Source organism: Bradyrhizobium sp. SZCCHNR1015 (genome assembly GCF_032489875.1).
GTDB lineage: Bacteria > Pseudomonadota > Alphaproteobacteria > Rhizobiales > Xanthobacteraceae > Bradyrhizobium.
Window position 1 is genome coordinate 77,749 of sequence record NZ_JAUEYW010000001.1, and the last position, 22,787, is coordinate 100,535.

Genomic DNA, 22,787 nt, shown 5'->3' on the forward strand with positions numbered 1-22,787 from the left:
CTTTCGCGGTAGTGCAGGCCGGCCCGTGATCCACGGCGACTCGCCGACATCTTTCGTTCCCAGGACCGAACGACCATGCACGACATCAGATCGATCCGTGACAACCCGCAAGGTTTCGATGCGGCGCTGACGCGCCGGGGTCTGTCGCCCCAGTCGTCGCAACTGCTGGGCATCGACGAGCGGCGTCGCGCGGCGATCCTGGCGTCCGAGCAGGCGCAGGCCCGGCGCAACGCCGCTTCCAAGGAAATCGGCGAGGCCAAGAAGGCCAAGGACGAGGCGCGTGCGAGCGCGTTGATGGAGGAGGTCGCGAGGCTCAAGACCACGATGCCGGAGCTCGAGGCCGCAGCGAAGCAGGCCGACCAGGAGCTGGCGCGCGAGCTGTCAGCGATTCCGAATCTGCCGCTCGACGAAGTGCCCGACGGCAAGGACGAGCACGACAATGTCGAGCGCCATGTGTTCGGCGCCAGGCGCAACTACGCGTTCGCGCCCAAGCCGCATGACGACATTGGTTCACCGCTCGGCATGGACTTCGAGGCGGCCGCAAAACTGTCGGGCGCGCGCTTCGTCGTCCTGAAGAAGGGACTGGCGCGGCTGGAGCGCGCGCTTGGGCAATTCATGCTCGACCTGCACACGACCGAGCACGGCTACACCGAGATCAACCCGCCGCTGCTGGTGCGTAACGACGTCATGTTCGGCACGGGACAATTGCCGAAGTTCGAGGACGACCAGTTCTGGGCCGTGAAGGGCGAGCTGATTGCGGAGCCGGATGATCGCCTCAAGACCGAGCGGCTCGGACTCATTCCAACTGCTGAGGTTGCCCTGACCAACCTCGTGCGCGAGTCCATCGTCGACGAGAAGGAGCTGCCGATGCGGCTCACGGCGCTGACGCCGTGCTTCCGCGCCGAGGCAGGCGCGGCCGGCCGCGACACCCGCGGCATGATCCGTCAGCATCAGTTCACCAAGGTCGAGCTGGTCTCGATCACGACGCCGGAAGCCAGCAAGGACGAGCATGAGCGCATGCTGGCCTGCGCCGAGGAGGTGCTGCGCCGGCTCGATCTGCACTATCGCGTCATCACGCTGTGCACCGGCGACATGGGCTTCTCCTCGCAGAAGACCTACGACATCGAGGTCTGGATGCCGGGGCAAGGCGATGGCGGCGCCTTCCGCGAGATCTCCAGCTGTTCGGTGTGCGGCGACTTCCAGGCGCGCCGCATGGATGCACGCTATCGCGGAAGTGACGGCAAGCCGCGCTTCGTGCACACATTGAACGGCTCGGGCACGGCTGTCGGCCGTGCGCTGATCGCGGTCATGGAGACCTATCAGCAGGCCGACGGCTCGATCGCGGTCCCCGACGTGCTGCAGCCCTATATGGGCGGCCTCAAGGTGGTGGCCGCCGAGCCATAGCGCCGCGGCAAATTGCATCCGCCCCGGTCGCCGCCATTGCGTGGCGGCCGGCGGGTCGTATCCTCCGGTTCTGTTCAGCAATTGCTTTTCAGAAACCGGCAACATGGTCCTGCATCGGGATATTTTCTGGATCGGGCGGCAATGGGCCGTCACCGGCTCCGGCATCCAGGCGGTCGATCAGCGCCTGAAGGGAGCGTTCGACGTCGATTGCTCGAGGGTCTGGGACGAGGGTCTGCACGACTCGCTGCGCGATCAGCCCTGGTTCAACCCGGTCGACTTCGAGAAGGCGTTGAGTGTCGCGCGGGCCCGGTTTGCAGCAGTGCCGCCGACCGAGCCTTCAGCAGTGCCGGCGCCTCCTGCTCAGCAGGCAGCCGGCGTATCCGGCACGTCCAGCCTACCGTTGAGGCTGGGCATACGAGGGCAGTTCGCCAGGTTCCTGCCGCAGTGGCGGATCCGGCATTGACCGGGTGATGCCGGCGAGCGCTCGGGTTTGCCTCGCTGCTGCACAGCAGATAAGACACCCCCGAACGATGCTTTCGAAGAGACGGAAGGTTGGCCATGCGGATTCTCTGCACCAATGACGATGGGATCCATGCGCCGGGTCTCAAGGTGATCGAGGAGATCGCACGGGCCCTGTCCGACGACGTCTGGATCGTGGCGCCCGAGCTCGACCAGAGCGGCGTGTCGCATTCGCTCTCGCTCAATGATCCGTTGCGGCTGCGCGAGGTCGGCCCGCGCCACTTTGCCGTGCGCGGCACGCCGACCGACTGCGTCATCATGGGGGCCCGGCATATCCTGGGGGCGAAGCTGCCCGACGTGGTGCTGTCCGGCGTCAACAAGGGCCGCAACGTTGCCGAGGACGTGGTCTATTCGGGCACCATCGCCGGCGCGCTCGAAGGCACCATTCTCGGCTTGCCGTCGTTCGCCCTGTCGCAGGAATTCAGCATCGCCACTCGCGACAAGCCGTCCTGGGACACCGCGCTCAAATTCGGCCCGCAGATCGTGCGCAAGGTGCTCGAAGCCGGCGTGCCGAGGAATACAGTGATCAACGTCAACTTCCCCGCCTGTGCACCGGAAGAGGTCAGGGGCGTCGTGGTCACCCGCCAGGGCAAGCGCAATCTCGGCTTCTTGAAGGTCGATGAGCGGCGCGACGGCCGCGGCAACCCCTATTTCTGGATCGGCTTCGACCGGGCAGCTTCGCTCGATTTGCCCGACGAGGGGACGGACCTCGCAGCTCTCGCGGCGCACTACGTGTCAGTGACTCCGCTTCGCCTGGATCGCACGGACGAGGCGTTCTCCGGCAAGCTCAGCGACATTCTCGGCTGAAGCGCCTTCTACCCCTGCGGCTCAGCGCCACGCAGGGCATGGTCGATCGCCTTTCCGAGCGTCTCGAGCTGGAACGGCTTCTGCAGGGCTGGCCGGTCGCGATATTCTTCCGGCAACCCCGACGAGCCGTAGCCGGTTGCGAAGATGAAGGGCCGGTTGCGCGCCTTGATGAGATCGGCCACCGGCGAGATGACCTTGCCGTTGACGTTGACGTCGAGAATGGCAACGTCGAAATAGGTGCTCTCGGCCAGCCGCATCGCTTCGCCGATTTCGCCGGCCTCGGCCGCGACGGTGTAGCCGAGCTCTTCCAGCATGTCGGCCACCATCATTCGGATCATGACTTCGTCTTCAACCAAAAACACAGAGCCGCGCGGCGGCCGCGGTGCAGTCATGATGTCAGTCCTTGCCCATATCCGATTTGACGCTCGCAAATAACGGCTTATGGCGCAACGTCAACAATGTCGTCTTTCATGGCCGTGCGGCGTGGGCACGATCGCCCATAAGGTGAACGAACTGGACCCGACTTGGTTCCTCGTGCGGAACGCGGTCGTCGTCGGGAACATGACGGTGCATCCTGGTTGCGACGGGCGCGCGGAAAATCGGTGCGCAACCCTCGCCCGGCAGGTAAATTGCGCAGGAGCCCACCAACCGACATCCCGATGCCCCCAGCTGCTCCTCCCGAGAAAATGATGTTTCAGCTGACCCTGCGTCGGCGCGGGATCAGCGATCAGGCGGTGTTGCGTGCGATGGAAGAGGTGCCGCGGGAGGAGTTCGTTCTGCCGGCCGACCGCCCGGACGCCTATCGCGACAGCGCGATGGCGATCGCCTGTGGGCAGACCATCAGCCAGCCCTTCGTCGTCGCCTACATGACCGAGCAGCTCAAGCTGCAGAAGTCCCATCGTGTCCTCGAAATCGGGACGGGGTCGGGGTACCAGGCCGCGATTCTGTCCAGGCTGGTCACCAACGTCCTGACGGTGGAGCGCTTCCGGACATTGGCCGACAAGGCCAGGGAGCGGTTGGAGAAGCTCGGCTGCTTCAATGTCGAGGTCATGCTCGGCGATGGCTACGCGCTGCCGCCGGGGGGCGGCCAGTTCGACCGCATCATCGTAACGGCGGCGATGGATGAGATTCCCCAGAGCCTGCTCGACCGGCTGGAGCCGGACGGTATCCTGATCGCGCCGGTCGGGCCGCAACACGGGGTGCAGACGCTCGTCAGGATCACGCGGACGGGTGATCGTCTCGACCGAAAAGAGCTCGTCGACGTGCGATTTGTGCCGGCAATTCCGGGAATTGCGCGCGAACTCTAAAGAGACGGATCAGCAGGCCGCACAACGCTTTATTCGCGGCTTAAGCGCTTATTTACCGCGGCTGTGTTTACTCGAATTCGTTGTTTGTTGCGTACGAGTGAGTAACCATGCCCGCCACTGTCGAGTTGCTTCGCTCGCGCCGCCTGCCGCAGGTTGCGGCGTTGGCGCTGATGTCATTCGGCGTCGCCGGCTGCAGCGCCGACATGTCGACGCGGCTGTCGCAGACGCAAAATCCGTTTTCAAACCCGTTTGCATCCGATTCCACCGGGTCGGTGCAGGCGCAGCCGCCCCGGCAGCACCAGCAATATAGCCAGTCCTACACGCCGGCTCCCGCGCCGGCGCCAGCCTATTCGTCCGCGGCGCTGCCGCCCCCGGCGGTCGGGGCTCCGCAATCCTATCCGACGGGCGGCGGTGCCGGAGGCATGTCGTCGGGTGGGCGCGGCGTCGCATCCTATGCGCCACCCGCTGCGGTCCCCGTCGCAGCGCCCGCCGTCGCCGCACCCCAGGCCTATGCACAGCCGGCGCATTCCTATGCTCCGCCGGCCCAGCCGCGGCTCGAGACCACCGGCACCGTGCCGCCGCGTTCGGTCGCGGCCGCGCGTCCTGCCAGTGGCACCAAGATCATCGTCGGCACCAGCGATACGCTCGACATCCTCGCCAAGCGCTACCGCGTGACGCCGGCTGAGATCCTGGCTGCCAACGGCTACAAGGGGCCGCGCGCGTTGTCGCCGGGCCAGCAGCTGATCATTCCGCATCCTGGCGCGGTGGCGGCTGCGCCCGCGGCCCAGCCCGTTGCTGCGGCGCCAATGATCGCGCCGAAGCCGGTGGCGGCCGCAGCACCGTCCACCGTCCACTTCGTCAACCGCGGCGAGACACTCGCCAGCATCGCCCGCCAGAATCATCTGACGGCGGCTGAGCTCGCCCGCGCCAACAACATCGATCAGGCATCGCCGCTGAAGCTCGGGACCAGGCTGACCGTCCCTGGCAGGGCCGTAGCGGCAGCCGCGCCGGTGGCCCCGGTCGCAACCGTTCCCCAGGCGGTTGCGACCGTGCCGGCGCCAGCGCCGACGACGCGGGTTGCGGCGGCAGGTCCGGTCCAGAGCGCCCGCCTGGCCCAGGCCAATCCGGCGCCCGAGAAGGAGGAGGAGCCGGCGCGGCCGGCCGAAACCACCAGCTCGCTGCCGACCTTCCGCTGGCCGGCGCGCGGCAAGGTGATCACGAGCTACGGCGCCAAGACCAACGGCAAGTCCAACGACGGCATCAACATCGCCGTCCCCGAGGGCACCCCGGTGAAGGCGGCCGAAGATGGCGTCGTCGCTTACGCAGGCAATGAATTGAAGGGTTATGGCAACCTGGTCCTGGTGCGGCATTCCAACGGCTATGTCACCGCATATGCCCATGCGAGTGAGCTGATGGTGAAGCGCGGTGATCCGATCAAGCGCGGCCAGGTCATTGCCAAGTCGGGTCAATCGGGAGAAGTCGGATCGCCGCAGCTCCACTTCGAGATCCGCAAGGGATCGTCTCCGGTTGACCCGCTGCAATTCCTCAACGGGGCGTGAGCCGCGACGCCTGCCGCCCTCACATGCAAGGGCTCGCCTCTGGGCGAACCCTTGTCGTTTGAGGCGGGATATCAGCCAAAGGCGTCATTGCGAGCGCAGCGAAGCAATCCAGGGTGGTGTGCGGGACTCCGGATTGCTTCGCTGCGCTCGCAATGACGGAGGCTGAGACTGGTTGCGTGCCACGCAGGCGACTGTCATCGCCTGCGATGGGGCGCGGAAGGTCGGATTACTTCGCGCTCAGCCGCACGCCGAGGCGGCCCGCCAGATCCTGCGTGAACTGCCAGGCGACGCGGCCGGAGCGCGAGCCGCGCGTCGTGGCCCATTCCAGCGCCTCGCGCTCCAACTGATCCGCGGCGACTGCGATGTCGAAATGACCGCAATAGCCTTTGACCATCGCGAGATATTCGTCCTGGCTGCAGCGGTGGAAGCCGAGCCACAGGCCGAAACGGTCGGACAGCGAGACCTTCTCCTCGACCGCTTCGCCCGGATTGATCGCGGTGGAGCGCTCGTTCTCGATCATATCGCGGGCCAACAGATGGCGTCGGTTCGAGGTGGCGTAGAGAATGACGTTCTCGGGCCGTCCCTCGATGCCGCCTTCGAGCACGGCCTTCAGCGATTTGTAGGACGCATCATTGCCGTCGAACGACAGGTCGTCGCAGAACACGATGAAGTGGAACGGCGCGGCACGCAGGATGTCCATCAGCGCCGGCAGGCTCTCGATGTCCTCGCGGTGAATCTCGATCAGCTTCAGCCGGTCGGCCGGCTTGCGCGTGACGTTGATGCTGGCATGGGCGGCCTTCACCAGCGATGATTTGCCCATGCCGCGCGCGCCCCACAACAAGGCGTTGTTGGCCGGCAGGCCGTTGGCGAAGCGCTCGGTGTTCTCGATCAGGATGTCGCGCATCCGGTCGATGCCCTTGAGCAGGTCGATCTCGACACGGCTGACGCGCGGCACCGTCGAGAGCCGGCCGTTCGGATGCCAGACGAAGGCGTCGGCCGCGTTGAGGTCAAGCGCGGGCGTGGCACCCGCATGGGTTGCCGCCAGATGCGTGGCAATGGCTTCCAGCGCACGGGCAATCCGGTCAGCCGTATCGTCGGAGGCGGGGCGGGCAGGACGTTTTGCCGCGATCTCTGGTGGCTTTTGCGCTGCAGGCCGGGTGCCTTTGGCGAGCGGTCCGAGGGCGTTTTTGGCGGGGCTACGGGACGGGGCTTTGGCTGGTTTTTTCGACATGCTGCAAGTTCCTGATGGGGCAGCCATATCGGGCCTCGCCGGCTGCCGCAAGCGGGGCGAAATGAAGGGGCGGGGCGCCTTGCTATTGGGACTGCTGCCGCTATATTCCGCGCGAAATTCGCAAGAGGCCGGCCCGCGCCGAGACATGCGTGGTTCGCCGGCTATTCCCGTCTCACCGGGCGCTGCCCACGAGGATCGACCACATGCTGATCACCCCTGCCTATGCCCAGGCCGCCGGCGCTGGCGACACCAACAGCATGCTGATGTCGCTGCTGCCGTTCGCGCTGATCTTCGTGATCATGTATTTCCTGATCCTTCGGCCGCAGCAGAAGAAGGTCAAAGAGCATGCCGACCTGGTCAAGAACGTCCGCCGCGGCGACACCATCGTGACCCAGGGCGGCCTGGTCGGCAAGGTGACCAAGGTCGTCGACGACGACCAGGTCGAGTTCGAGATCGCCGACGGCATCCGCGTGCGCCAGATGCGCCAGATGATCACCGGCGTCCGCACCAAGGGCGAGCCCGCGAAGGCAGACGCAAAGGACGACAAGAAGGACGAGAAGGCCGCGAGCTGATTGCGGCCCGGCCAGATCAACTCCGGCCTTCGCTCTCTAGTGATGTTCTGATTTTTCGGGCCGGCTACGGCCCTTACGGACAAGCTCCATGTTGTATTTCACGCGGTGGAAGGCGCTGGGCATCATTCTCACGGCGCTCGTCGTGTGCCTGTGCGCGGTGCCCAACTTCTTCTCCGAGGCGACGGTCAAGACTTGGCCGGCCTGGGCGCAGCGCCGGCTGGTGCTCGGCCTCGACCTGCAGGGTGGCTCCTATCTGCTGCTCGAGGTCGACTCCAACTACATCAAGAAGGAGCGGCTCGATGCCGTGCGCGACGACGTTCGCCGCACGCTGCGCGATGCCAAGATCGGCTACACCGGATTGGTGAGCCGGGGTGATGGGGTCGAGGTCCGGATCACCAAGGAAAGCGACACGGGAACTGCGATCTCCAAGCTGCGTGATCTCTCGCAGCCGCTCGGTGGGCTGCTCGGTTCCAGCGGCCAGCGCAGCCTTGAGGTCAGCGATGCCGGCGGCGGACTGGTCCGGCTGACGATCCCGCCGGCGGCCATCACGGAACGCATCCGCCAGACCATCGAGCAGTCGATGCAGATCGTCGAGCGCCGCGTCAACGAGCTCGGCACCGTCGAGCCGGTGATCCAGCGCCAGGGCAACGACCGCATCCTGGTGCAGGTGCCGGGCTTGCAGGATCCGACGCAGCTCAAGAACCTGCTCGGGCGCACGGCCAAGATGGAATTCCGCATGGTCGACACCTCGGTGCCGGCGGATCAGGCGATGCAGGGGCGGGTGCCGCCGGATTCCGAGGTGCTGCAGAGCGCGTCGCCGCCCAACCAGCCCTATGTCGTCAAGAAGCAGGTGCTGGTCTCCGGCGGAGATCTCTCCGACGCGCAGACCGGCTTCGACCAGCGCACCAACGAGCCGATCGTCACCTTCCGCTTCAACTCGGCCGGCTCGCGCAAGTTCGCGCAGGCCACGACCGAGAATGTCGGGCAGCCGTTCGCCATCGTCCTCGACAACAAGGTGATTTCGGCGCCGGTCATCCGCGAGCCGATCACCGGCGGCTCGGGCCAGATCTCGGGCAATTTCACCGTGCAGTCTGCCAACGAGCTCGCGATCCTGCTGCGCGCCGGTGCGCTGCCGGCGCCGCTCACGGTCATCGAGGAGCGCACCGTCGGTCCGGGTCTCGGCGCCGATTCGATCGCCAAGGGCGAGCTCGCCTCCTATGTCGGCTCGATCCTGGTCATCGTGTTCATGCTGGTGACCTACCGGCTGTTCGGCGTGTTCGCCAACATCGCGGTGGTCGTGAACGTCGCCATGATCTTCGGTGTGCTGTCGCTGCTCAACGCCACGTTGACCTTGCCGGGCATCGCCGGCATCGTGCTGACGGTCGGCATCGCCGTGGACTCAAACGTGCTGATCTATGAGCGCATCCGCGAGGAGCTGCGTGGCGGCCGCAACGCGATCTCGGCGATCGACGCCGGCTTCAAGCGCGCGCTGGCGACCATTCTCGACTCCAACATCACCACCTTCATCGCCGCCGCCGTGCTGTTCTACATCGGCACCGGCCCGGTGCGCGGCTTCGCCGTGACGCTGGGCATCGGCATCCTCACCACGGTCTTCACCGCCTTCACGCTCACCCGCCTGATCGTGGCGGGGTGGGTGCGGTGGAAGCGGCCGCAAAGCGTGCCAATCTAGGAGCTACTGTGACACACTGGGTTCTCATCGGGCTTGGCATCCTGATCGTGGTGCTGACGGTGGTCAGCGCGCTCGGCCTGCTACCGTCGCTGCGCATCGTGCCCGACGACACGCATTTCGATTTCACGCAGTTCCGCCGCATCAGCTTCCCGATCTCGGCGGCACTGTCGATCCTGGCGATCGTGCTGTTCTTCACCCACGGCCTGAACCTCGGCATCGACTTCCGCGGTGGCACCTTGCTCGAGGTGCGGGCCAAGTCGGGCACCGCCGACATCGCCGGGATGCGTGCGAAGCTGTCGACGCTCGGCCTCGGCGAAGTGCAGCTGCAGCAGTTCGGTGCTGATACCGATGCATCGGTTCTGATCCGTATCGCCGAGCAGCCTGGCGGTGATGCCGCGCAGCAGGAGGCCGCCAACAAGGTGAAGGCGGCGATCGGTGATTCCGTCGAATATCGCCGCGTCGAGGTCGTGGGTCCGCGCGTCTCTGGCGAGTTCCTCGCCGTCGGCTTGCTTGGCCTGATGCTCGCGATCGTCTCGATCCTGATCTATCTCTGGTTCAGGTTCGAGTGGCAGTTCGCGCTCGGCGCCATGATCGCCAACGTCCACGACATCGTGCTGACCATCGGCTTCATGTCGATCAGCCAGGTCGACTTCGACCTCACCAGCATCGCGGCGCTGCTGACCATTCTCGGCTACTCGCTGAACGACACCGTCGTCATCTACGACCGTATCCGCGAGATGCTGCGGCGCTACAAGAAGATGCCGATGCCGCAGCTGCTCAACGAATCGATCAACTCGACCTTGTCGCGCTCGATCATCACGCACGTCACGGTGACCCTGGCGCTGCTGGCGCTGCTCTTGTTCGGCGGCCCGGCGATCCACAGCTTCACCGCGGTGATGATGTTCGGAGTCGTGCTGGTCGGCACCTACACCTCGATCTTCATCGCGTCGCCGATCCTCATCTATCTTGGCGTGCATTCGGTCCGAGCCGAAGCGCAGGAGGAGAAGCCGGCGGCGAAGAAGAAGATGCCGTGATTCGAAGGAAGCTTGCCTTCGGATCAGATCCGGAGGCAGCAAGCTGGTCTCGGGCATGACCACTCCGAACGACACTCCGCACTTCCCGCGATCGGCGCCGATCGACGGCTATGGCAAAGGCGGCTTTGCCTTTGCCGGCATGTCGCACCGCGGCTCGCTGTTGTGCCTGCCCGACTCGATCTGGGCCTGGGATGTCACTCAGCCCGGCCAGATCGACCGATATTCGCTGCAGCGCGTTTTCGACGCGGCGAACAGAATCGACACGCTCATCATCGGCACCGGAAACGAAGTCTGGATCCCGCCCGCACCGCTGCGCGCGGCCCTGCGCGGCGTGAACGTCGTTCTCGATGCGATGCAGACCGGCCCCGCGATTCGCACCTACAACGTCATGATCGGCGAGCGGCGCCGGGTTGCGGCAGCGCTCATCGCCGTCCCATGAGCGAGACGAGCGCCAACAGCGACGCCGCGTTCTGTGCAGGCCTTGTCCGCGAGCACGATTTCGACCGCTACGCCTCGACGCTGTTCATGCCGCCCGAGCCCCGGCGTGCGCTGTTGTCGCTGTACGCATTCAACGTCGAAGTCAGCCGCATACGAGATCTGGTGTCGCAGCCGCTGCCGGGCGAAGTCCGGCTGCAGTGGTGGCACGACACGCTGACGGGTCACGAACATGGCGGCGCCGAGGGAAATCCCGTTGCGGCCGAATTGCTGCTCACCGTGCAGCGCTTCGCGCTTCCGGTCGAGCGGCTGACGCGCCTGGTCGATGAGCACCAGTTCGATCTCTATAACGATCCGATGCCGACGATGGCGGCGCTGGACGGCTATCTCGGCGACACGCGCGGCGCGCTGTTCGCGCTGGCCGCGCAGATCATTGCGCCGCCGTTTGCGGACGCCGATCATCTCGCGCACCATGCCGGCATCGCGCAAGGGTTGCTCCAGGTGATCGCGTCGCTGCCGCGCGATGCCGCCCACCGGCAGCTCTACGTTCCGCTCGATCTTCTCGCGCGGCATGCCGTCGGCCAGGAGGAGATGTTCTCCGGCAAGGCATCACCGGCGATCCAGCAGGTGATCATGGACCTGCGCGGGCAGGCCCGGCAGCATCTCGATCACACCCTCGAACTGGCGCGTCAGGCGCCGCCGGCCGTGCGGCCGGTTCTGCTGCCGCTCGCGCTGGTCCGGCGCGACCTCGCGCGGGCCGGGCCCCGCGACGATCCGTTTCAACCGCGCCCCCGCTCGCGCCTTGCGACGCTGTGGACGCTGTGGCGGGCCGCGGGGACGGCGAGTTTTCGCGCGCGCTGACGCCGTCGCGGGCTCAAGCCGAGGGCATCGTGTTCCAGAGTGGCGGGCTGTGCAGGAGTCTCGGCATGTCCGGCGGCTCGTGCCGGTGGATCGTGCAGCGGGTGTCCCAGACGACGAGATCACCGGGCCGGCAGGTGTGGGTCCAACTGAACTCGGGCCGTTCGGCAAGCTGCCAGAGATCGTCGAGCAGCGCGTCTGATTCGTCCTGCTCGAGGCCGACGACGTAGGAATGGCGGCGCTGCCCCAGTGCGAGCATCGAGCGGCCGGTATCGATATGATTGCCGACCAGCGGGTGCACCGGGCCTGCGATGACGGTGCGACGGCCGTCATCGGCGGTGTCGGTCGAGAGATGACGAACCTTCAGATGAGCGACGCGGCTGCGCAGCGCCGGCGAGAGCGCGTCATAAGCGGCGTAGAGGCTGCAGAATGACAGTCTGTCGCCCAGCAAGCCGCCGGGAGAGGTGTAAAATAGATCCGCGTGACCGAAGCGGCGGCTGAAAGCCGCGATGTCACGTTCACCAAGACGCTGGCCGCGCACGAGCAGGACCTGGTGCCTGAGCAGCGCGCGCATGAACGAGGCGAACGCCCAATCATCGAAGGATCCGAGATCGACATTGCAGACCTCGGCACCGAGCGTCTTTCCCGTCGGGATGACCTGGATGAGGCTGCTTTCGGCGCTTCGAGCAACGTTGCTTCTGAGACTCACTTGCGTCATCTCCCAAGTTTCACCAGCGCCTGCAAATCAACCATCGTAATTTGTCGCGGGTGTTTCGGCTCGGAGGCAATTCGCGGAAGGATCGCGGCACGATCTGCCGATTGTCGGCACACTCTGCCGCTCTGAGTCGGAAATTGGACGCTTCAAGGCGACGCACGAGGAAATATCCAGCAACCTGCAACTCATTCGCAGGCAATCTGGCGCTTGATCGTGCGGATGTCGCGCGCAAGCGAATCAGTGCGGGCGATTCGTTCCCTTGATCTGGGTCCGATGCATGATTCGCCGCGCATGATCATCGAACGGATCGCGCCGATGCATGGTGCAGCGATTGTCCCAGATGACGAGATCGCCGACCTTCCAGACATGCTCCCAGGCGAATTCCGGACGGGCTACATACGCCCACAATTCGTCGAGCAGTGCCTCCGATTCCGCCAGTTCGAGCCCGACCAGATAGGCGTTGCGCCGGCGGCCGAGATAAAGCATCTGCCGACCGGAATCGGGATGCGTGCAGACCAGCGGATGGATCGCGCCCGGCGAGGTGCGCGGATCATCGGTCGGCGTCACGCCCTGACGTACGAAGCCGCCGCTGTTGTAGGTGCCGTCGTGCTTGATCTTCAGATCCGCGACACGGCGCTTCAGTTCGAGCGGAAGCGCGTCGTACACGGCATACATGCTGCAGAACGAGGTGTTGCCGCCGGCGGGCGGAATTTCCAGCGCGTAGAGCGCGCTCGCGATCGGCGGCGTGTCGAGATACGACATGTCCGTATGCCACACCGCTTCTCCCGCGCCGAGACTGCCGATCGCCTCGCCATTCACCTTCACGTTCGAGACGATATAGATTTCGGGCAGACCGTCGACGAAGCGGCGCCCGTTCTCCTGCACCGGCGCCCAGTCGAGATCACCGAAGCGGCGGCTGAAGGCGATCAGGTCCTGGTCCGTCAGATCCTGGCCGCGCACCAGCAAAACGGAGTGCGTGTGAAAGGCGCGGAGCAGGGCGTCGAAGCCCGCATCGTCGAGATGCCTGAGATCGGCATGCCGAATCTCGGCCCCGAGTTGCCGGCCGGTCGGGATGATCTCGATGTTCGATGACCGAGAGATTGTCGCCGCGCGGGTCTCGACGTTCATTGCCAAATCCTCCCAAACGACATTGCAACCACAGGATACAATGGCCGGGCCGCGAAGTCTCGTCCGCTCAGGCCGAAGGCAGCTTCAGGTCGGCCTCGAAATTGAACCGGTCGCGCAGGTTCTTGCGCGAGTCCAGGATGTCCTTGAGGAAGGCGCGATCACTGTCGCTCGTGAGCATCGGCTCGATCAGGTCGATCTGGTTCATCGCGACCAGCTGCAACAGCTCGGTGCGTGGCCTGCCGCTGGCGTCGCGCGGCAGGGCATGCACGACCTGGATGTGCTCCGGCGGCTTCGGGCCCTTGGCTGAAGCAAGCTCGTTCTGCAACTGGGTTTCAAGCGTAGGCTGCTCCCCCTCGACGAACGCATACAGCCCGACGCCGGTTCGGCGGTCGGCGAAGGCGACGATCGCGGCATCGCGCACGGCCGGGTTCTTCCGGATCATATCCATCAGCACCGGCGCATCGTTGACGAGGCGCCGTCCACCCCCCTCGCGGTCGGTGAAATTGAAGATGCCGCGCGTGATCGCGCGATACACCTTCTTGCCGGTCATCAGCCAGATGCGCGCGAACAGCGATTTGCGTGCCAGGATCTTGCGCTCCTTCGGCGTCAGCGCCTCGGGCGCGTAACTCCGCTTGTGCTTGAGCAGGTGACGCAAATCCTCATAGGCCGCGATCCGGAACAGGCGGCTGCGGCTGTCGAAGCAGGCGGCCAGCTGAAAGTCCGTCACGTAGCTATGGCCGTCGTGACCGACCAGCCAGTTCTGCTCCTTGGCGAGATCGTTGTGCGTGATTCCGGCGCGATGCAGCCGGCGCATCATCCGCTTGGCCGAGCGGAAATAGGCGACGTTGCCGTGCGGCTTGGCCAGATGCAGCGCCACGCCATTGATGAAGCCGCGGACCAGCGCGCGATCGCCCGCCCACAGCAGATCGGGGCCGGCGTTGAGCCCCCTGGCGCGCGTCAGCGCCTTGCGCTCGCGCGCGAACAAATGCCGCGCCAGCACGAACGACCACCACGGCACCTCGTCGAGCCGGCGTAGCACCGCATCGACTTCGCCGGCCTCGCTCTTGAAGCGGCCGCGCTCGACGGTCGAGAACACGTCGCGCTTGAGCAGCACGCCTTCGCTCCAACGTGCCGCCAGCACGGCGGAATCAGTCTTCGGCAAACTCATGGGGCTCTCACGCAGCGGCCGCGACGCGCAGGTGCTCGGCGATCCAGCGGTCGAGATCAGCCAGCGCGCGGGCGCTCATCGCCTGCTTCTTCGCCACCGTCTTCTCGTTGCCCTTCAGCCGCGTGCCGTCCGGCTTGCGGGTGGGGGCCGCCGCCAGCGGCGGGAACAGGCCGAAATTGATGTTCATGGGCTGGAACGAGCGCGTCGCGCCGTCGATCGTCTCGATGTGGCCGCCGGTGATATGGCCGAGCAGGGCGCCGAGCGCGGTGGTTGGCGGTGGCGGCAGCAGATCGGCGCCGCGCACCTCGGCGGCGGCGTAGAGGCCTGCGATCAGGCCGATGCTCGCCGACTCCACATAGCCCTCGCATCCCGTCATCTGGCCGGCAAAGCGAAGCCGAGGTTGCGCGCGCAGACGGAGCTGCGCATCGAGCAGCTTCGGCGAGTTGAGGAAGGTGTTGCGATGCAGCCCGCCGAGCCGCGCGAATTCGGCGTTCTCGAGACCGGGGATCGTGCGGAAGATCTGCTGCTGCGGGCCGTATTTCAGTTTCGTCTGGAACCCGACCATGTTGTAGAGCGTGCCGAGCTTGTTGTCCTGGCGCAGTTGCACGATCGCGTAGGGTTTGACGGTCGGATTGTGCGGATTGGTCAGGCCGACCGGCTTCATCGGACCATGGCGCAACGTCTCGTGACCGCGCTCGGCCATCACTTCGACCGGCAGGCAGCCGTCGAAATAGGGCGTGTTGGTCTCCCACTCCTTGAAGTCGGTCTTCTCGCCGGCGAGCAGCGCCGCGACGAAGGCGTCGTACTGCTCCTTCGTCATCGGACAGTTGATGTAGTCGGCGCCAGTGCCGCCCGGACCGACCTTGTCGTAGCGCGACTGGAACCAGGCCTTGGACATGTCGATCGTGTCCTTGTGCACGATCGGCGCGATGGCGTCGAAGAAGGCGAGCGCCGTCTCGTCGGTCAGGTCACGGACGGCCTCTGCCAGCGGCTGCGAGGTGAGCGGACCGGTGGCGATGATCACCTTCTCCCAGTCCGCCGGCGGCAGGCCGGTGATCTCGCCGCGGCGCAGCTCGATGCGCGGATGGCCTTCCAGCGCGCTTGCGACGGCGGCCGAGAACCCGTCACGGTCGACGGCCAAGGCACCGCCGGCCGGGACCTGGTTGGCGTCGGCGGCCCGCATGATCAGCGAGCCGAGCCGACGCATCTCGGCATGCAGGAGGCCGACCGCGTTATTGGCCGCGTCGTCGGAGCGGAACGAGTTGGAGCACACGAGCTCGGCCGGCGTCGCGGTGCGGTGCGCCTCGGTCATGCGGTCCGGCCGCATCTCGTGCAGCACGACGTCGACTCCAGCCTCGGCGAGCTGCCAGGCGGCTTCCGAGCCGGCGAGGCCGGCACCGACAATGTGGACGGTCTTCGAAGGTGATTTGGAGCCTGTCATGCGCGGGACAGGTAGCGCTTTTCCCGAGCGCTGCAAATGCGCCAGTGAGGCTCGGCGCGAGAAAGCGGGCGCGTGTGTCGCCGTGTGCGAACCGCCCGAAAACGGCAACGCCCGCAGCGAGGCGGGCGATGTCCGGTAGATATCGGAAGAGGGCTGATCAGCCGTTGTAGTGACCGGCGGCAACGCGCGGGATGTCCGAGCGATCGAGACCGATGTCGGCGAGTTCGCGATCGCTGAGCTGCGACAGCTCGGCAACGTTGCGCTGATACTCACGGAACGCCTGAACCATGCGGATGAGCGAGAGCAACATGAGAAATCTCCTCTAGTTCGCGATTCAGTTCTTCGTTGGAACTTCATCGTTGAAATGAACATAGAAGGGAATGTTGCGATGCGGAAGCGTGAATGTTGCGATGCAGCTAACCCCTCGGCGCATAGCTTGAGTAACGCTTGGGTAAGAATCGGGCAGGGCGCCCAGCCGCTGAGCGAATTGCAAAAAAACCACGTATTCATGCGGTTTTTCAATCGCTCGTTCGGATTGCCGGATCGCGTAATGCCAACTCCGATGCTGGACAAGTTTTGGAGGTGCCCGCCCGGCCCGTACCTCGCGAAATGCATGGGTTCATAGAATGAATATAAATTCATTATTTTGGCTTTACCTCTCGAATGGAAGGCTCGCCATCACGGATCGCTCGCGGCGATTTCATTTCGTGCCATCTTGCGGAAGGTGCGACAAAGTGTCGCGGTATCCGGCAATGATGCCGATGCCGCCGCACCAGCGAGGAAGAACAATGAACAAACTGTTTGGGGCCGCGCTCATCACTGCGGCAATCGTGGCGTTCGATCCGGCTCAGGCCGCGCGGATGCATGGCGCCGGCTGCAGCGGGGCCAACCTGGAAAAGACCGAGACGGCGATCGAGGCCATGGCCGACGGCGACGCCCGATACACGGCGCAAAAAGAGATCGCGGCGGCGCAGGACGCGCTTCTGAGCGGCAAGATGGGTGCCTGCAGCATGCACCTGACCAGGGCGATGCAGGCCGGGATGAGCAAGTAGCGGGCGTATCACAGCATCATCGAACGAACGGCCGGTCGCGATGCCGCGATCGGCCTCACTCTCCCTCCTACGGCGCCCGCGCCAGCTGGGTCGCGAACGTCGCGATCGTCCGCGCATAGACCTCGCTCTTGTTCCACTGCTGGATGACCGCAAAATTCGGGCCGCCGGGCTCCCAGTCCTTGCCCTTCTGCCAGCCATAGCCCTTCAAATAGTTCGCGGTGGAGGCGAGAACGTCGGGCGCGCTGCGGATCAGGTCGCGCCGGCCATTGCCGTCGAAATCCACGGCATATTTGATCCAGGACGACGGCATGAATTGGGTCTGCCCGATCTCGCCGGCCCAGGCGCCGTGCATCTCGGCCGGTTGAAGGTCGCCGCGGTCGACGATGCGCAGCGCATCCAGCAACTCGCCGCGGAACTGCTCGGCGCGGCGGCAGTCATGGGCCAGCGTCGCGAGCGCGCGGATGGTCGGGAACTTGCCGACGTTGACGCCGAAATCGGTCTCGAGACCCCAGATCGCGACCAGCACCTCGCCGGGCACGCCGTAGCTCTGCTCGATCCGCGACAGCACCGAGCCGTATTGCTTCAGCATGTTGGAGCCGCGGGTCAGGCGCGGCGGCACCATGCGCCCGGAGAACTCCTCGAAGGTCTGGCTGAACACCTTCTGACCGCGGTCGCGGTTCAGCACGCTCTGGTCGGGCGTCACGCCCGTCAGCGCCGCATTGATCGTGTTCTGCGAGATGCCTTTGGCCGCCGCTTCGGTCTTGAACTCGGCGAGCCAGCCGTCGAAATTGCCGTTGCCGCAGGGTACCGCGGCATGCGCTGGCGCTGACAGGGGGGTGAGGGCAGCGAGACAGGCAAGAGCGGAAACGGCGAGAACGCGAGCAATCATCGAAACACCTGGACGGCAATGGATTCAAAAGGCGTTGCTGGGCGTGCTCCATGTCGGGCGTAACCGCGGCAGCAGCAAGGCCTTTCGATCACATTGGCGTCGGATTTCGTGAGCGCCGCCACACTCTGCGGCCACTCGACGCGACCGCCGGCCTGGAGGCCGGCGGCAGTGAAGATTCATCGCGGCGTCCTCACATCTGGTCACGCGAGCGCCACGGGAACAGGTTCGCCGGGAAATCCGCCGCGGGCTTGGAGCTGCGGGGGGCCGGCGGCACGATCCGGGCGGCGTCGGGATGGATCGCGATGGCCTCACGGTAGAGATGCCAGGTGGCGTGGCCGAGCACCGGGATCACGACGGCGAGGCCGAGGAAGAACGGGATCGTGCCGGCCACCAGGAGCACTGCGACGATGAGGCCCCAGGCCGCAACCGGAACTGGATTCTTGGCCGCTACGCGCAGCGAGGTGACCACCGCTTCGAGCGCGCCGGCGTGACGGTCGAGCATCAATGGGAAGGACACGATGCTGAGGCACAGCGCCAGCAGCGCGAACAGGAAGCCTGCGCCACAGCCGACCGCGATCAGCCACCAGCCTTGCGGTGTGGTGAAGACCCGCTGCAGGAAATCGCTCACACCGGTCGCGCCGCCATAGCCGAACACTGCGACGTAGATCGCCTGCGCCGTCGCGACCCAGGTGACGAACAGCGCGAGGAGCAGCGTGCCCAGTCCGAGCATCGAGCCGAACGACGGCGACCGCAGCACCTCCAGGGCGTCCCAGGCACTGGTGTCCTCGCCGCGGTCACGGCGGCTGCTGAGCTCATAGAGACCGAGCGCGGCGAACGGGCCGAGCAGGGCGAAGCCCGCCGCCAGCGGAAACAACAGCGGCACCACCGCATAGCCGAACACTGCGCGCGCCAGCACCAGGCCGAGAACGGGATAGATCGCACATAGCATCACGGCGTGACTCGGCACCGCCTTGAAGTCATCCCAGCCGAGCCGGAGCGCGCGCATCAGGCTCGACATGTCGATCGTACGAATCGTCAGCTCAGCCGCGACCTCGTCTGCCGCCCGCACGTGGGAGGCAGCATTGCTGTGGTAGGTGGCCATCGTCGTGTGCTCCCTCAACTTGCGTAGGGCGCTTCCCAACCACGCAGGCGGGCTGCGCTTCTCGTTGGAACAAGTTCGCGGATGGCCAGACGCGACGAACCTCGGGGCGGCCATTCGCGAACGGAAGTCATCAGGATAGTGCCAAAACAGGCTGCGCCTACTCACGCCTCGGTGAGGGCTGTGAATGTCGCAGTGCATTAGACTGGAACGCTCACGCAGAAGCTGGAGCATGGTCCAATAAAGTCGTTCCGCCGTCATTCCGCCTTGGGTAAGCTTCACATTGGTCGCCGTGTTCGCGTTTGGCAGGCCACGGCGGTGGCGGGGCGGCTCCGACGGGCGTCTCCGCAACGGAAGGCCGCCGGCCGAGTTCTTCTTACGATCACCATCCATTGGGAGCCATTGATGAGCGTTTTCGGAAAGATCATGGGCGCGATTTTCGGCCATCATGCCGAGGCGGCACCGGCCGGCGGCAGCACGCCCGCCGCTGGTGGTACCGCGCCGGCAGGCGGCGCGGCCGCGTCCCCGACGGCAGCCCCGGCTGCTGCGCCGCAAAATGTCGATGTGGCTGCGATCGTCGACAAGGCGGCGGCTGCCAAGCACGAGAAGCTGGAGTGGCGGACCTCGATCGTCGACCTGATGAAGGCGCTCGACATCGATTCCAGTCTCGCTGCGCGCAAGGAGCTCGCCAAGGAGCTCGGCTACAGCGGCGACACCAACGATTCCGCCAGCATGAACGTGTGGCTGCACAAGCAGGTGATGAGCAAGCTCGCCGCCAATGGCGGCAAGCTGCCGCCGGAGATCAAGCACTGAGCGTGCGCCGCTCACGGCAAGAACAAGAAAGCGAAAGGCCCGCCATCGTGCGGGCCTTTGTCGTCTCGGATCGCGTCGAGCGTGAGGCTGCGCCAGCGCCTCAGACGTGTACGAAGCCGGCGCGTTCCCAGGCCTCCGCGTGCAGCTGGTCGCGCTCGAAGCCGATGTCGCGCAGCGTGCGCTCGTCGAGCTGGTCGAGATAGGCGAGCTGGGTGCGGTAGTGAACGTAGCGCTTGAGAACGTCGAAAATGGCTGTGATGAACATGTGCCTCTCCCCATGGGTCTGGTTGCTTGTTCGGCGGGGGATTGCTGATCCATCCAGGTAGCCATTGCGTTAAAGCGCACCGTCCAATCGTCTCGTCCGGTAATTCCACGGCCCCATCAGGCCATGATGTCCCGGTTCTCCGGATGGTCGCGGAGGTAATCGGCAACGAAGCTGCAGCCCGCGATGACCTTGCGGCCGTCGGCGCGGATCAGTGCGAGGGCGCCTTCCACGAGCTGCGAACCGATGCCGCGGCCTCGCAGCGATAGCGGGGTCTCGGTGTGGGTGATGATCACCCCCTGCGGCGTGGCCCGGTAATCGGCAAACGCGACGTGGCCCTCGATGTCGAGCTCGAAGCGGCTGCCGGCCTTGTTGTCACGGACATCAGTCATGCATCTCTACTTTCGCTTGGGCTTCTCGGTGAGTTTGAGGAACTCCGCCAGCATCGCGCGGATCGACCATGGCTTGCCATCGGCCGCACCCCGGATGTCGTCGATCTTCCATTGGCCGGCCTCGCGCACGAGGTCGTAACGGATGATGTCGTCGGCCTGTTCCTTGCGCTCGGTGCGGTGGCCGCGAATGCTGACCGCGACGGTTGCCTTGTCGCCGTCCTGCATTTCCGGCGTCACCTTGAACGAGGCGACATCGGGATCCTGCGAATTCGTGACGGGATCGAAATCGATCGCCCCGACCTCACCCTTGGGCGTGCGGGCGTCCATTTTCGCCCATTGGGCGGCCAGCGACTTCGACAGATATTTCGCGCGCGCCGCCTTGTCCTCGATGACGAAGGTGCCGCCATCCTCGCCCTTGCCCTTGGCGACGCGGGTGTAGATCGCGGTCATGATGCCGACGGGCTCGTTGGAAGAAGGCGCCTGCGCATGCAGCGGAGAAGCGGCGAGCACGCCAGCGAGGCCGAGAAGCAGGAAGCGACGATCGATCATGGTTGTCCTCAAATCAGATTCGGCGCGCGGTGATATGAAGAAATGCGCGGCCGGCCACGGTTTGTCGCGCGGCATCTGCATCCGTTCGAAACACGCCACCGCATGGGTGCGATGGGGAGGCCGGCCTTGCGAGGGCGAGCAGGACCGGGATAAACAGGCCCAAAGGTATCGGGCGGCTGAGATCGCCTGAAGGATCGATCGAGGGGACGCTTCCATGGGTCTGTTCGTCAGCTGCAGCGGCGCGAGAGGTTGTCGATGACACCGGCACCCCTGCGCATGTCCCGCCGGGTGATGAACCTCGCGCATATCGTTACGCAAAATGGCCGCCGGCTTGGCGATCGCGTCGGCTTCGTCTGGGGCGAGAGGTCGTGGACCTGGCGCGAAATCGACGCGATGGTCTCGGCGCTCGCGGCGGCGCTGGCCGAGCGGGGGATCGCCAAGGGCGATCGCATTCTGGTGCACTCCAAGAACTGCGAGGAGATGTTCGCCTCGATGTTCGCCGCGTTCCGGCTCGGCGCGGTCTGGGTGCCCACCAATTTCCGACTGATGCCGGACGAGGTCGCCTATCTCGCGACCGCCTCGGGCGCGAAGGCGTTTCTCTGCCACGGCGACTTTCCGGATCACGCCGCCGCGGTGACGACCGCTGACTTCACCTGGCGCATCGGTGAAGGCGGCAGCTTCGGCACGGGGACCGTGGCCGACGCCATGAAGGCGCATGTCGGCGCGCACGTCGCGAACGCGGCCGTCGAGCATGACGATCCCTGCTGGTTCTTCTTCACCTCCGGCACGACGGGCCGCTCCAAGGCGGCGGTGCTGACGCATGGCCAGATGGCGTTCGTCATCACCAATCATCTCGCCGATCTCACACCAGGGACGACCGAGCACGATGCCTCGCTCGTGGTCGCGCCGCTGTCGCACGGCGCTGGCGTTCACCAGCTCATGCAGAGCGCGCGCGGTGCCAGGACGGTGCTGCTGCCGAGCGAGAAGTTCGACATCACCGAAGCCTTCCGCCTGATCGAGAGGCATCGCGTCAGCAACCTGTTCACGGTCCCGACCATCCTCAAGATGATGGTCGAGCATCCCGCGGTCGACCAGTTCGATCATTCTTCGCTGCGGCATGTCATCTATGCCGGCGCGCCGATGTATCGCGAGGACCAGAAGCGCGCGCTGGCACGGCTCGGCAAGGTGATCGTGCAGTATTTCGGCCTCGGCGAGGTCACCGGCAACATCACGGTGTTGCCGGCCGCGGCGCATGAGGAAGAGGATGGACCGGAGGCGCGGATCGGCACCTGCGGCTATGAGCGCACGGGCATGCAGGTCTCGATCCAGGACGATCAGGGGCGTGAGCTCAAGCCCGGCGAGACTGGCGAGATCTGCGTCATCGGACCGGCCGTGTTCGCGGGCTACTACGACAATCCGGAGGCCAACGCGAAGGCGTTTCGCGACGGCTGGTTCCGCACCGGCGATCTGGGCCACATGGACGAACACGGCTTCGTCTACATCACCGGCCGCGCGTCGGACATGTACATCTCCGGCGGCTCCAACATCTATCCGCGCGAGGTCGAGGAAAAGATCCTGACGCATCCGGATATCGGCGAGGTCGCCGTGCTTGGCGTGCCCGATCCGGTGTGGGGCGAGGTCGGCGTCGCCGTCTGCGTCGCGCGCGAGGGCGCGGCGGCGCCGAGCGAGAGCGCCATCGCCGGCTATCTCGCGACCAAGCTGCCGCGCTACAAGATGCCGAAGCGGTTCTTCTTCTGGGACGCGTTGCCAAAATCGGGCTATGGCAAGATTCCGAAGCGTCTGGTGCGCGACGAGCTCGAGGCGCGCGGCCTGCTCGATCTCAGCAAGCAGGACTGACGCGTG

Annotated in this window: 25 protein-coding genes; 13 read left to right on the forward strand and 12 right to left on the reverse strand. The window is 65.5% G+C overall.

Annotation, left to right across the window (positions count from 1 at the left end; genetic code table 11):
* The first annotated feature begins 75 nt into the window (after positions 1-75).
* The 3 genes from serS to surE all read left to right on the forward strand — a co-directional run bounded on the left by serS (position 76) and on the right by surE (position 2,730).
* Complete coding sequence (gene serS / locus QX128_RS00370) at positions 76-1,404, forward strand: serine--tRNA ligase (protein WP_315799821.1); 1,329 nt, start codon at positions 76-78, stop codon at positions 1,402-1,404.
* Positions 1,405-1,507: 103 nt separating this feature from the next.
* On the forward strand, positions 1,508-1,867 hold the full coding sequence (locus QX128_RS00375) for a hypothetical protein (RefSeq protein WP_316236411.1): 360 nt from the start codon (positions 1,508-1,510) through the stop codon (positions 1,865-1,867).
* 95 nt (positions 1,868-1,962) lie between these two features.
* Positions 1,963-2,730: a 5'/3'-nucleotidase SurE gene (surE, locus tag QX128_RS00380; protein ID WP_315799823.1), complete on the forward strand. Its 768-nt coding sequence runs from the start codon at positions 1,963-1,965 to the stop codon at positions 2,728-2,730.
* 8 nt (positions 2,731-2,738) lie between these two features.
* On the opposite strand, the gene QX128_RS00385 is transcribed toward surE, so the two are convergent.
* Positions 2,739-3,122 carry a response regulator gene (locus tag QX128_RS00385; protein ID WP_315799824.1) on the reverse strand — a complete coding sequence of 128 codons (384 nt, stop codon included), beginning with the start codon at positions 3,120-3,122 and terminating at the stop codon, positions 2,739-2,741.
* Between the two features lie 267 nt (positions 3,123-3,389).
* Here QX128_RS00385 and QX128_RS00390 point away from each other — a divergent pair, with 267 nt between their 5' ends.
* Positions 3,390-4,037 carry a protein-L-isoaspartate(D-aspartate) O-methyltransferase gene (locus QX128_RS00390; RefSeq protein WP_316236697.1) on the forward strand — a complete coding sequence of 216 codons (648 nt, stop codon included), beginning with the start codon at positions 3,390-3,392 and terminating at the stop codon, positions 4,035-4,037.
* Positions 4,038-4,144: 107 nt separating this feature from the next.
* On the forward strand, positions 4,145-5,596 hold the full coding sequence (locus tag QX128_RS00395; RefSeq protein ID WP_315799825.1) for a LysM peptidoglycan-binding domain-containing M23 family metallopeptidase: 1,452 nt from the start codon (positions 4,145-4,147) through the stop codon (positions 5,594-5,596).
* Between the two features lie 226 nt (positions 5,597-5,822).
* Here the strand turns inward: QX128_RS00395 and QX128_RS00400 are convergent, their stop codons facing one another.
* Entirely contained in the window at positions 5,823-6,827 is a 1,005-nt protein-coding gene (locus QX128_RS00400; protein ID WP_316236412.1) for an ATP-binding protein, read from the reverse strand.
* A 203-nt stretch (positions 6,828-7,030) separates the two neighbouring features.
* Here QX128_RS00400 and yajC point away from each other — a divergent pair, with 203 nt between their 5' ends.
* From yajC to QX128_RS00425, 5 genes are all read left to right on the forward strand, one after another.
* Positions 7,031-7,399: a preprotein translocase subunit YajC gene (gene yajC / locus QX128_RS00405; RefSeq protein WP_172108587.1), complete on the forward strand. Its 369-nt coding sequence runs from the start codon at positions 7,031-7,033 to the stop codon at positions 7,397-7,399.
* A gap of 88 nt (positions 7,400-7,487) precedes the next feature.
* Entirely contained in the window at positions 7,488-9,089 is a 1,602-nt protein-coding gene (gene secD / locus QX128_RS00410) for a protein translocase subunit SecD (RefSeq protein ID WP_316236413.1), read from the forward strand.
* 8 nt (positions 9,090-9,097) lie between these two features.
* Complete coding sequence (gene secF, locus QX128_RS00415) at positions 9,098-10,123, forward strand: protein translocase subunit SecF (RefSeq protein WP_315799828.1); 1,026 nt, start codon at positions 9,098-9,100, stop codon at positions 10,121-10,123.
* A gap of 55 nt (positions 10,124-10,178) precedes the next feature.
* Positions 10,179-10,562 carry an Mth938-like domain-containing protein gene (locus tag QX128_RS00420; protein ID WP_315799829.1) on the forward strand — a complete coding sequence of 128 codons (384 nt, stop codon included), beginning with the start codon at positions 10,179-10,181 and terminating at the stop codon, positions 10,560-10,562.
* A complete protein-coding gene (locus QX128_RS00425) occupies positions 10,559-11,419 on the forward strand; it encodes a phytoene/squalene synthase family protein (RefSeq protein WP_316236414.1) in 861 nt (286 codons plus the stop codon). Before QX128_RS00420 ends, QX128_RS00425 begins: the two co-directional genes overlap by 4 nt.
* 13 nt (positions 11,420-11,432) lie before the next feature.
* Here the strand turns inward: QX128_RS00425 and QX128_RS00430 are convergent, their stop codons facing one another.
* From QX128_RS00430 to QX128_RS00450, 5 genes are all read right to left on the reverse strand, one after another.
* Positions 11,433-12,125, reverse strand: coding sequence for a TauD/TfdA family dioxygenase (locus tag QX128_RS00430; protein WP_316236415.1), 693 nt, complete (start codon positions 12,123-12,125; stop codon positions 11,433-11,435).
* A gap of 243 nt (positions 12,126-12,368) precedes the next feature.
* Positions 12,369-13,259 carry a TauD/TfdA family dioxygenase gene (locus QX128_RS00435; protein ID WP_316236416.1) on the reverse strand — a complete coding sequence of 297 codons (891 nt, stop codon included), beginning with the start codon at positions 13,257-13,259 and terminating at the stop codon, positions 12,369-12,371.
* Between the two features lie 67 nt (positions 13,260-13,326).
* Positions 13,327-14,427, reverse strand: coding sequence for a serine/threonine protein kinase (locus QX128_RS00440; RefSeq protein WP_316178574.1), 1,101 nt, complete (start codon positions 14,425-14,427; stop codon positions 13,327-13,329).
* A 7-nt stretch (positions 14,428-14,434) separates the two neighbouring features.
* On the reverse strand, positions 14,435-15,868 hold the full coding sequence (trmFO, locus tag QX128_RS00445; RefSeq protein WP_315799834.1) for a methylenetetrahydrofolate--tRNA-(uracil(54)-C(5))-methyltransferase (FADH(2)-oxidizing) TrmFO: 1,434 nt from the start codon (positions 15,866-15,868) through the stop codon (positions 14,435-14,437).
* A gap of 157 nt (positions 15,869-16,025) precedes the next feature.
* Positions 16,026-16,178 (reverse strand): DUF1127 domain-containing protein, encoded by a 153-nt coding sequence (locus QX128_RS00450; protein ID WP_006614327.1) that lies wholly within the window; start codon positions 16,176-16,178, stop codon positions 16,026-16,028.
* A gap of 478 nt (positions 16,179-16,656) precedes the next feature.
* Between QX128_RS00450 and QX128_RS00455 the strand changes: the two genes are divergently transcribed.
* Positions 16,657-16,920, forward strand: coding sequence for a hypothetical protein (locus QX128_RS00455; protein ID WP_315799835.1), 264 nt, complete (start codon positions 16,657-16,659; stop codon positions 16,918-16,920).
* A 67-nt stretch (positions 16,921-16,987) separates the two neighbouring features.
* Here QX128_RS00455 and QX128_RS00460 read toward each other — a convergent pair whose 3' ends face one another.
* Positions 16,988-17,809 (reverse strand): lytic murein transglycosylase, encoded by an 822-nt coding sequence (locus QX128_RS00460; protein ID WP_315799836.1) that lies wholly within the window; start codon positions 17,807-17,809, stop codon positions 16,988-16,990.
* Between the two features lie 190 nt (positions 17,810-17,999).
* On the reverse strand, positions 18,000-18,911 hold the full coding sequence (locus QX128_RS00465; protein ID WP_316178578.1) for a DUF2189 domain-containing protein: 912 nt from the start codon (positions 18,909-18,911) through the stop codon (positions 18,000-18,002).
* 402 nt (positions 18,912-19,313) lie between these two features.
* On the opposite strand from QX128_RS00465, the gene QX128_RS00470 reads away from it, so the two are divergent.
* Positions 19,314-19,721, forward strand: coding sequence for a DUF3597 domain-containing protein (locus QX128_RS00470; RefSeq protein WP_316178580.1), 408 nt, complete (start codon positions 19,314-19,316; stop codon positions 19,719-19,721).
* A 100-nt stretch (positions 19,722-19,821) separates the two neighbouring features.
* Here QX128_RS00470 and QX128_RS00475 read toward each other — a convergent pair whose 3' ends face one another.
* The 3 genes from QX128_RS00475 to QX128_RS00485 all read right to left on the reverse strand — a co-directional run bounded on the left by QX128_RS00475 (position 19,822) and on the right by QX128_RS00485 (position 20,924).
* On the reverse strand, positions 19,822-19,986 hold the full coding sequence (locus tag QX128_RS00475; protein ID WP_315799839.1) for a DUF1127 domain-containing protein: 165 nt from the start codon (positions 19,984-19,986) through the stop codon (positions 19,822-19,824).
* 116 nt (positions 19,987-20,102) lie between these two features.
* Positions 20,103-20,375, reverse strand: a complete 273-nt coding sequence (locus QX128_RS00480) for a GNAT family N-acetyltransferase (RefSeq protein ID WP_316236417.1) — start codon at positions 20,373-20,375, stop codon at positions 20,103-20,105.
* A 6-nt stretch (positions 20,376-20,381) separates the two neighbouring features.
* Complete coding sequence (locus QX128_RS00485; protein ID WP_316236418.1) at positions 20,382-20,924, reverse strand: DUF3828 domain-containing protein; 543 nt, start codon at positions 20,922-20,924, stop codon at positions 20,382-20,384.
* 255 nt (positions 20,925-21,179) lie between these two features.
* On the opposite strand from QX128_RS00485, the gene QX128_RS00490 reads away from it, so the two are divergent.
* Complete coding sequence (locus QX128_RS00490; RefSeq protein WP_316236419.1) at positions 21,180-22,781, forward strand: acyl-CoA synthetase; 1,602 nt, start codon at positions 21,180-21,182, stop codon at positions 22,779-22,781.
* The last annotated feature ends 6 nt before the right edge of the window (positions 22,782-22,787 follow it).

Bases quoted from the DNA above. Each gene is read 5' to 3' on its own strand.
- QX128_RS00480 (WP_316236417.1), bottom strand. From the start codon at position 20,375: ATGACTGATGTCCGTGACAACAAGGCCGGCAGCCGCTTCGAGCTCGAC.
- QX128_RS00475 (WP_315799839.1), bottom strand. From the start codon at position 19,986: ATGTTCATCACAGCCATTTTCGACGTTCTCAAGCGCTACGTTCACTAC.
- serS (WP_315799821.1), top strand. From the start codon at position 76: ATGCACGACATCAGATCGATCCGTGACAACCCGCAAGGTTTCGATGCG.
- trmFO (WP_315799834.1), bottom strand. From the start codon at position 15,868: ATGACAGGCTCCAAATCACCTTCGAAGACCGTCCACATTGTCGGTGCC.
- QX128_RS00395 (WP_315799825.1), top strand. From the start codon at position 4,145: ATGCCCGCCACTGTCGAGTTGCTTCGCTCGCGCCGCCTGCCGCAGGTT.
- QX128_RS00485 (WP_316236418.1), bottom strand. From the start codon at position 20,924: ATGATCGATCGTCGCTTCCTGCTTCTCGGCCTCGCTGGCGTGCTCGCC.
- QX128_RS00460 (WP_315799836.1), bottom strand. From the start codon at position 17,809: ATGATTGCTCGCGTTCTCGCCGTTTCCGCTCTTGCCTGTCTCGCTGCC.
- QX128_RS00390 (WP_316236697.1), top strand. From the start codon at position 3,390: ATGCCCCCAGCTGCTCCTCCCGAGAAAATGATGTTTCAGCTGACCCTG.
- QX128_RS00490 (WP_316236419.1), top strand. From the start codon at position 21,180: ATGACACCGGCACCCCTGCGCATGTCCCGCCGGGTGATGAACCTCGCG.
- QX128_RS00455 (WP_315799835.1), top strand. From the start codon at position 16,657: ATGAACAAACTGTTTGGGGCCGCGCTCATCACTGCGGCAATCGTGGCG.
- QX128_RS00420 (WP_315799829.1), top strand. From the start codon at position 10,179: ATGACCACTCCGAACGACACTCCGCACTTCCCGCGATCGGCGCCGATC.
- QX128_RS00385 (WP_315799824.1), bottom strand. From the start codon at position 3,122: ATGACTGCACCGCGGCCGCCGCGCGGCTCTGTGTTTTTGGTTGAAGAC.
- secD (WP_316236413.1), top strand. From the start codon at position 7,488: ATGTTGTATTTCACGCGGTGGAAGGCGCTGGGCATCATTCTCACGGCG.
- QX128_RS00440 (WP_316178574.1), bottom strand. From the start codon at position 14,427: ATGAGTTTGCCGAAGACTGATTCCGCCGTGCTGGCGGCACGTTGGAGC.
- surE (WP_315799823.1), top strand. From the start codon at position 1,963: ATGCGGATTCTCTGCACCAATGACGATGGGATCCATGCGCCGGGTCTC.
- QX128_RS00465 (WP_316178578.1), bottom strand. From the start codon at position 18,911: ATGGCCACCTACCACAGCAATGCTGCCTCCCACGTGCGGGCGGCAGAC.
- QX128_RS00450 (WP_006614327.1), bottom strand. From the start codon at position 16,178: ATGTTGCTCTCGCTCATCCGCATGGTTCAGGCGTTCCGTGAGTATCAG.
- QX128_RS00470 (WP_316178580.1), top strand. From the start codon at position 19,314: ATGAGCGTTTTCGGAAAGATCATGGGCGCGATTTTCGGCCATCATGCC.
- yajC (WP_172108587.1), top strand. From the start codon at position 7,031: ATGCTGATCACCCCTGCCTATGCCCAGGCCGCCGGCGCTGGCGACACC.
- QX128_RS00425 (WP_316236414.1), top strand. From the start codon at position 10,559: ATGAGCGAGACGAGCGCCAACAGCGACGCCGCGTTCTGTGCAGGCCTT.
- QX128_RS00435 (WP_316236416.1), bottom strand. From the start codon at position 13,259: ATGAACGTCGAGACCCGCGCGGCGACAATCTCTCGGTCATCGAACATC.
- QX128_RS00400 (WP_316236412.1), bottom strand. From the start codon at position 6,827: ATGTCGAAAAAACCAGCCAAAGCCCCGTCCCGTAGCCCCGCCAAAAAC.
- QX128_RS00375 (WP_316236411.1), top strand. From the start codon at position 1,508: ATGGTCCTGCATCGGGATATTTTCTGGATCGGGCGGCAATGGGCCGTC.